Origin of the sequence: Shewanella sp. M-Br, assembly GCF_036245925.1 — a bacterium.
Taxonomy (GTDB): Bacteria; Pseudomonadota; Gammaproteobacteria; order Enterobacterales; family Shewanellaceae; genus Shewanella; species Shewanella oncorhynchi.
The window spans coordinates 140,173-146,764 of record NZ_BJBV01000014.1; the positions used below are offsets into that span (position 1 = coordinate 140,173).

The window sequence follows — 6,592 nt, forward strand, 5'->3', positions numbered from 1 at the left end:
GGTATGTACTCCAAGAAAAACAACGCAGATACCCCTAGGTCGCATCTGCTAATGGGTTGAATAGGGCGTGCTGATTGACCTCAGATTTCCAGCTCGACAAAGTCTTTATCGATTTGCTGTTGAGTAATGCCGATATAACGCAGGGTGACCGCTTCCGATTGATGCCGCAGCATGCGCATCACCCGGCCAATGTCTTTGCATGCTTGATACAGGTGATACCCCCGGGTTTTACGCATCGAATGGGTGCCCAGGGCTAACTTGATATCGTCACCGACAAAGGCAAACGCTTTGGCGACTGCACGCCGTGTCAGCGGTTTCGCGGGGGCCTGCCGGTCTTTGGCCTGGCTCGAGCGGTGGGATTGAAATAGGTAAATATGCTCGGGATGACGCTGGTGGATCTCCTCAATCAACGCCAGCGTCTTCGGATTGAGCTTGATGCTGGCCCGTTTACCGGTCTTCTGCTCAATGATATTTAAGCGGTCGCCGTCGATATCGCTGAACTTGATGGCCAGTAAGTCAGAGATCCTAAGGGCCAGGTTAAGACCGATATTCCAGACATCGGCCATCTGCTCACCAAAGTGACGTTCGAGCAGGTAACTGATAAGCTTGATGGTGTCGCGGTTCTTGACCGCTTCGACTTCGTTCATGCTTGGTTCCCTCAATTGGCTATGTGATGATTGTGGGCACCAGCACATTGCAAACCCGCATCGGGCCTGCGTTGCTTGGTTCCCAAAATACCTTTGTGGGCACCAAGTTCAGTCGACGCTGACTTGAACCTGATAGACTTCCATCTCGACGTAGTTACAGAAGTTCTCCAACAGCAACCTCACCAAGCTGTCGGCTTGCTCGAGGTAACAGCGGCCAAAAAAGCTGTTGTAGACCTGCTTCTGTTGAAACAATACTTCCATTTCTTTCTCAAGCTCAGGGAAGGGCCCGCCGCAGTAAGCAAAGTCGGTGAAGTAATTGAGATACCAGCAATCCCCCTGGCGGTAGAGGTTGATCTCCACTGGGTGATAACCACCTCTCTCCGCACTGTAGTCGGGATCGCGGTAGTTCAGGGTGACGATGTTGAGACTCGGGTTATTGAGTGCGGCCAGTTGCCGTTTTAACAATTCATAAAAAGGCTCTGGCAGTGGCAGGATGGTTTCGTGGTGTATTTTCATGGTGGACTCCAAAAACAAAAAGCCCGCTAATGACGGGCGTTGCAGGCGGGGTAGATTGTTGTTAACGACAGAGGCTTGACGTAATCACTTAGGGTAACAAGGGCGCGGGTGTGATGTGCTTGGCCCGTTGATTGCGATAGGGCAGAAACAGGTAGATAGGCTTAGGATGCTCGCGTGAAATGACGGCGAGGCGGGTTAATCCAAGCTCACTTCTACTTGATAGACTTCCATCTGGTAGTAACTGACAAAGTTATCGCTGAACAACTTAATCAGCCCCTGTGATTCCCGCTCCCCAATCCAGCCGCTAAACAGGCTATAGACTTGTTTGCTGTTAAAGCAGATATCGATGTCTTTAACCAGTTCAGGGAAGGGATGACCGCGAAAAGCAAAGTCGGTGACGTAGACTAAACGCCAGTGATCTTGCTGTTTCTCAAGCCGGACTTCGACGGGATGAAAGCCACCATCTTCGGCGTTGTAATCTGGATCGCGAAAATTAAGGGTGATGGCGTTGGCGTCTTTTGGTGTGACTTCAGCCAGTTCCTTTTCAATCACTTGATAAAAACGATCTGGCATCGCTGGCAGTTGATTACGTTTGATAGTTAATGTCATGGAATATTCCTTATTTAAAAACGGGCATACGCAAAAGCCAAGGCGCAGTCACGCCTTGGCTTTTGCTGTCTATGCGGCTGGGTTAATAAAACGGGGGGTGGCTAAGCGGTTTAATGTGAGTCGCTAAGGGCTACTTGCTAAAGCTTTTGAGCTGGGAGATTAAAGTTTGGTGGTTATGTTTAACGGATTAGTACTGGCTTACGATAATGAACGGGTTATCGAGTGAGGGCGAGGTTGCTGGTGGTCAGTGGCTTAGCTTTGGTTTAGTTTCGGTTTGATAAATCGCAATATACAAATAGCCGTGACTGCCTAAGGTATCTGCTTCACAGATAAAGCCAGCGTGCTCAATGGTGACGCAGTGCTGCTCAGTGGCATCAATCTCGCCGGTGGCCACCAGCCGTTCAAGCTGTTTAACCATGGTCGGAAAGGCATCGACAAATTGTTGTTTAATTGCTGGTGGAAATTCACCGACAAAGCTTGAACGGTCATGGAGATAATCCAAGTGCAGACCACGTAAAATCAGCCTTGCACCAAAGCGGGGAGACACTTTACGGGGTAAGCCCCAAGCGTGCTCGATATCAAAAAGTTTTAGCGTTGTCATAGTGACCTCAATGGTTGAAAAGAACTTTAGGGAGTAGGGTACTCGATAGCTGACTAGCGAGAGCAGTGATAAATACCTGTGCTAGTTAGAGCGGTTATTACAGCCGACTAGTGGAGTGGGTGATGACATGTAACGGTCTTTAGGTGTGTACGCTCCAATTCGGTTGCTCGTTGCTGCCATGGTTGAAGTACACCCCGTTGATCACACGCTGCCATTCACCTGTTGGCACACCATAACTGTCACAGGGGCAAACATAGCGGCAAAAGGCAATCTCCTTGGGCAAGTGCTCAACCACATCACGGTGAAACACACTCAATACAGTTTTATGTAGCTTTGGATTTGGTGCCACAATCGGCTTGCCAATCACTTGGCCCATGGCATTAAGTGGTCGCACAAACATAGGCAAAATGAGTTCAACCGCTAAACGGTTACGCAGTTCAGGAAAAGCAGCGCAGGCTTCGGCAACACAGGCCTGTGAAAAACTATCGGTAAATTCAATCATGATGGACTCCTTGATTTGGCGTGGCAGGTTTAAACGCTGGCTAGAGTAAGCCGCGCTCAGCAAAGGACACTGGCGTGCGGCCCACCACGATATGGTCAAGCACGCGCACATCGATAAGGGCTAGTGCGTCGATTAACCGTTGAGTGATGTTCTTATCTGCAGCCGAAGGTTCAGACTCGCCGGAGGGATGGTTATGGGCAAAAATCACTGCCGCCGCATTGACGGCCAATACCACCTTAACCACCTCCCGTGGATAAACACTGGCAGCATCTAAAGTGCCAAAGAACAGCTCTTTAAACTCCAATAATTGATGCTGATTATCGAGCAGCATCACCGCAAACACCTCCCGCTCATAACCACCGAGTTTGTAAGTTAAAAAATCCTTAGTGGCTTGTGGATTGGTATAGGCGTCCTTCTTCACATAGCGTTCGGCAATAATATTGGCGGCAGAAGCGAGGACCTCTTCGGCAGTTTGCGGCCACTGGTTGATCGGCTGGTCTATCGAGTCGTTAGGTTCAGCTTTGGTGGGTATCGCTTTTGTTGACATATCAGGCTCCTTTAAAGCGTTAATGGGCTTATGCACAGGAGTGATATATATCTGAAATGATTTCGAGATTGGAGTACTGCGGGATATTACTTGATGCGCAGTAGCTTAGGTACATCATGAGATTGAAGAGAGGAATTAGAACTAATGAATGAACGTGATGACGAATAGGTGACTCAGTTCCGCGAGCTTCGGTGTCTATGCAATTTGGTTTGAAGATTCATTGTCGGATTCGACACTTTTGGAAATCTCGCTAATTAAATGTGTCTAGGAAATCTGTGGTGATTTGGCATATATCCCTGTTCTATTGGAGCGTTCGTTTTTTGACTGTAAAACCACTGTTTAAAAAAACATCTTTACATGTCTAATAAGTAAGCATTAATCTATAGTCTAAAAACGTATACACGATAATAATGGGGACAGATTGGACTTAACACCTCAACTATTACAACGATTCAAATGTATAGAGCTACTTTCCTTTTGGGAAGGTGGCGTAAATGCGACTCGACTATCTCGAATTTTTTCCATTGGGTCGAATGTAATTAACGCTGCACTTGTCAGGTACCGAAAGCTACATCCATTTAATCTGGCTTATAACGGGAAAGATCCAGAAAAGCTCTTTGTCATTACCTCTGAGTTTGTGCCGCAGTATATTTCGGGAAGTTGGGAGGAATACGTAAAGGAAATACTCCTAGTTAGTACAGAGCACACTTCACAGACTTATTCTTCGAATGCATTCTTCGTTGCTCCACCAGCCGTTACGCAAGTATCACATGAAACGACATCCATATTGCTCAAAGCAATCCGCACTCATCGCGACGTAAAGATATTTTACAGAAGCCGTTCTGAACCTAAAGGTCAAACAAGGCGGATTACCCCGCATGCTATTGCCTCGGATGGCATCCGATGGCATTGCCGAGCGTATTGCCATTTGAGATATCGATTTTCGGACTTCAATCTGTGTCGTATCGAATCCATCACATTAGGTGAGCGGGCCGAGATAGATACCACAGACGATAGTGCTTGGCATACTGAAGTTGAAGTCACAGTTGAGGCGCACCCAAAGCTAGACCCGGCAGTTCGTGAATTGGTGCTAAGTGATTATGGCCAATCTGGTACATTTACATTTAAAGTTCGTGGGGCCATGCTCGACTACACATTGCAGTATTATCGGATAGGGAAAGACCAAGCGAAGACATCACCGCTGGAAAACCCATTGATAGTGCAAAATTACCATGAAATTGAACTGTACCTATTCAAGGATGAATAAATTATGAACTTGTATGGTTATTTGGATGCCATCGCTAGAAACAAGCCCGTTAATGGCCCTCGTTTTAAGCATATGCTCGAAGCTCAGGGTGTTAGTTTAGAGGCCCTTGGTAAATTACGTCACATAAAGGGCGACACCTATAAAGTAGATGTAATAAACGGTTCCCTGTTCAATATACTGCTGCTTCAATTTAAGCCACCAGTAAACCGCGTAGAAGCGGCCGTAAAAGGTAATTCACATAGAGTCGGTACAACGACGTCGTATTTGTTTGCAAAGCGCCCTAATCGTGAATTAGTTGCCATAGCGTGTGCGCCCGATTCTGATTATAGTCAAAATCACCAATTTAGTGACTGTACCGATGCGGTCCTTATCGAAAACAGTGAGTGTTTTACTTACGCTGACGACTTCCTACGGGCTATGGGGTTAGACAACACCAAGCCTGCAGTGGTTATTTGGTCTCAAGGCAAGGGCGTTACCCACTCCGAAACTTTGAGATTCTTGGCCAATAACTTTGAATCTGTTTACTACTGTCCTGATTACGACCTTGAGGGGATCAGGATATTTCTAACGCTCAAATCCGCCCTTGGTAACAAAGTAAAATTTGTACTGCCAGATGAGCTTTTATCGCACCCACAAAGATACCTGCCAGGTGCATCGACCATTGGAACATCTCCGCCGAAATCTCAAGAAGATCTTTTCACTGCTCACAGCTTATGCGTTGAAGCCGGTTTAGATGATATGGCCAATTTTTTCACAAAAAACCTTAGTTTCGTCGAGCAAGAAGTTTTCTTAAACGGGATGGTAAAAGCATGAATAACTTGTTTGTAGTCAAACCCACTAAACTCATTGCCGTAGACTCTGCATCCATCGCTTATATCGAAGTCCCTATCGACGAAACGATTATTCTTCTTGGCACTGGCAACTGGGGCAAAAGCAGCTTGATTAATGCAATGCGCTTTTTCTTGCTCCCCGAAACGACGTTGGCCAACTGCGCTACTAAGTTTGCGTTTCTCTCTTCAAAGGACACTAGCCAGAAGGGTGCTTACTACAGCAAAGATGAAGTTCGGGATCATTACTTCCCATCTGAACATAGCAGATTAATTCTTGAAGTTGAACATCGGTTGAGTGATGGCACCCGTCGCCGACATTGTCAGATAATTGCTGGTGGTAATGACTACCAAATCAATCGTTATTTCATCAATCAGCCGTATGATGATATTCAGCATCTGTTTTGGGATAAAACGGACGAAGGGGCAGGCGAACGGCCGAAAAACATCTCAGGCAGAAACCTACTTTCAGCACTAAAAGAAGTGGACCGTTCAGCAATCCAAGTTAAACAAACAGAAAGCCTGAACCGCCACCTATATGACGCTGGGAACTTCATGAACAAGCATGAACCGTGTTACGTCATATTTCCTTTGAAAGACCTCTCCGATACAGCCGTTGAGTCTGTACGTTCGCTGGTTAAACTTATCTTCAACCAAGATAGCCACTCGATAACTATGATGACGGGTGCCGCGGTCAATCAGCGCAATCAAAACAACGATAATAAATTCATGGTTGATGTACAGAAGTTAATTCACGAGCACACTGACATCGAAAATAAAAAGCAACATATCAGGCATCTCAAAAGCCTTAAACCGGAGTTCGAAGCGCTAAAATCCAAGTACCAAGAACTGAGAACAGAGCATGAGCTGGACATATCTTTGGCAAGGCTGATCATTGAGCAGCGTGCAGGGGCTGAGCTAAGCAACCGTTCTCTATCATCGGTAATAAGTGAAATGACTCCGCGCCAAAGCCACCTCCGAGAGTATGTGGAGATGAAATCTCAGCGAGAAGGTGAAATCAGGATTAATGATGCCCTTATTGATGGTGCAAATACGGATTTAGAAAAAATAAAAAA

At 46.4% G+C, this 6,592-nt stretch carries 9 protein-coding genes; 3 read left to right on the forward strand and 6 right to left on the reverse strand.

Annotated elements, in window-relative coordinates; genetic code table 11:
* Positions 1–80: 80 nt before the first annotated feature.
* The 6 genes from AAA952_RS13460 to radC all read right to left on the reverse strand — a co-directional run bounded on the left by AAA952_RS13460 (position 81) and on the right by radC (position 3,422).
* Positions 81–647 (reverse strand): site-specific integrase, encoded by a 567-nt coding sequence (locus AAA952_RS13460; RefSeq protein ID WP_107947286.1) that lies wholly within the window; start codon positions 645–647, stop codon positions 81–83.
* A 108-nt stretch (positions 648–755) separates the two neighbouring features.
* On the reverse strand, positions 756–1,163 hold the full coding sequence (locus tag AAA952_RS13465) for a DUF2787 domain-containing protein (protein WP_338257706.1): 408 nt from the start codon (positions 1,161–1,163) through the stop codon (positions 756–758).
* 195 nt (positions 1,164–1,358) lie between these two features.
* A complete protein-coding gene (locus AAA952_RS13470) occupies positions 1,359–1,772 on the reverse strand; it encodes a DUF2787 domain-containing protein (protein WP_263164440.1) in 414 nt (137 codons plus the stop codon).
* A 244-nt stretch (positions 1,773–2,016) separates the two neighbouring features.
* On the reverse strand, positions 2,017–2,373 hold the full coding sequence (locus tag AAA952_RS13475; RefSeq protein WP_173496624.1) for a type IV toxin-antitoxin system YeeU family antitoxin: 357 nt from the start codon (positions 2,371–2,373) through the stop codon (positions 2,017–2,019).
* 139 nt (positions 2,374–2,512) lie between these two features.
* Positions 2,513–2,875: a hypothetical protein gene (locus AAA952_RS13480; protein ID WP_011622473.1), complete on the reverse strand. Its 363-nt coding sequence runs from the start codon at positions 2,873–2,875 to the stop codon at positions 2,513–2,515.
* A 40-nt stretch (positions 2,876–2,915) separates the two neighbouring features.
* Entirely contained in the window at positions 2,916–3,422 is a 507-nt protein-coding gene (gene radC / locus AAA952_RS13485) for a RadC family protein (protein WP_263166366.1), read from the reverse strand.
* Between the two features lie 637 nt (positions 3,423–4,059).
* Between radC and AAA952_RS13490 the strand changes: the two genes are divergently transcribed.
* The 3 genes from AAA952_RS13490 to AAA952_RS13500 all read left to right on the forward strand — a co-directional run.
* The gene (locus AAA952_RS13490; RefSeq protein WP_263166572.1) at positions 4,060–4,689 is read left to right on the forward strand and encodes a WYL domain-containing protein; all 630 of its coding nucleotides are present in this window, start codon (positions 4,060–4,062) and stop codon (positions 4,687–4,689) included.
* A gap of 3 nt (positions 4,690–4,692) precedes the next feature.
* Positions 4,693–5,502: a Wadjet anti-phage system protein JetD domain-containing protein gene (locus tag AAA952_RS13495; RefSeq protein ID WP_115014925.1), complete on the forward strand. Its 810-nt coding sequence runs from the start codon at positions 4,693–4,695 to the stop codon at positions 5,500–5,502.
* Positions 5,499–6,592: hypothetical protein (locus tag AAA952_RS13500; protein ID WP_338257714.1), on the forward strand; the 1,094-nt coding region annotated here is incomplete at its 3' end. The genes AAA952_RS13495 and AAA952_RS13500, both read left to right, overlap by 4 nt.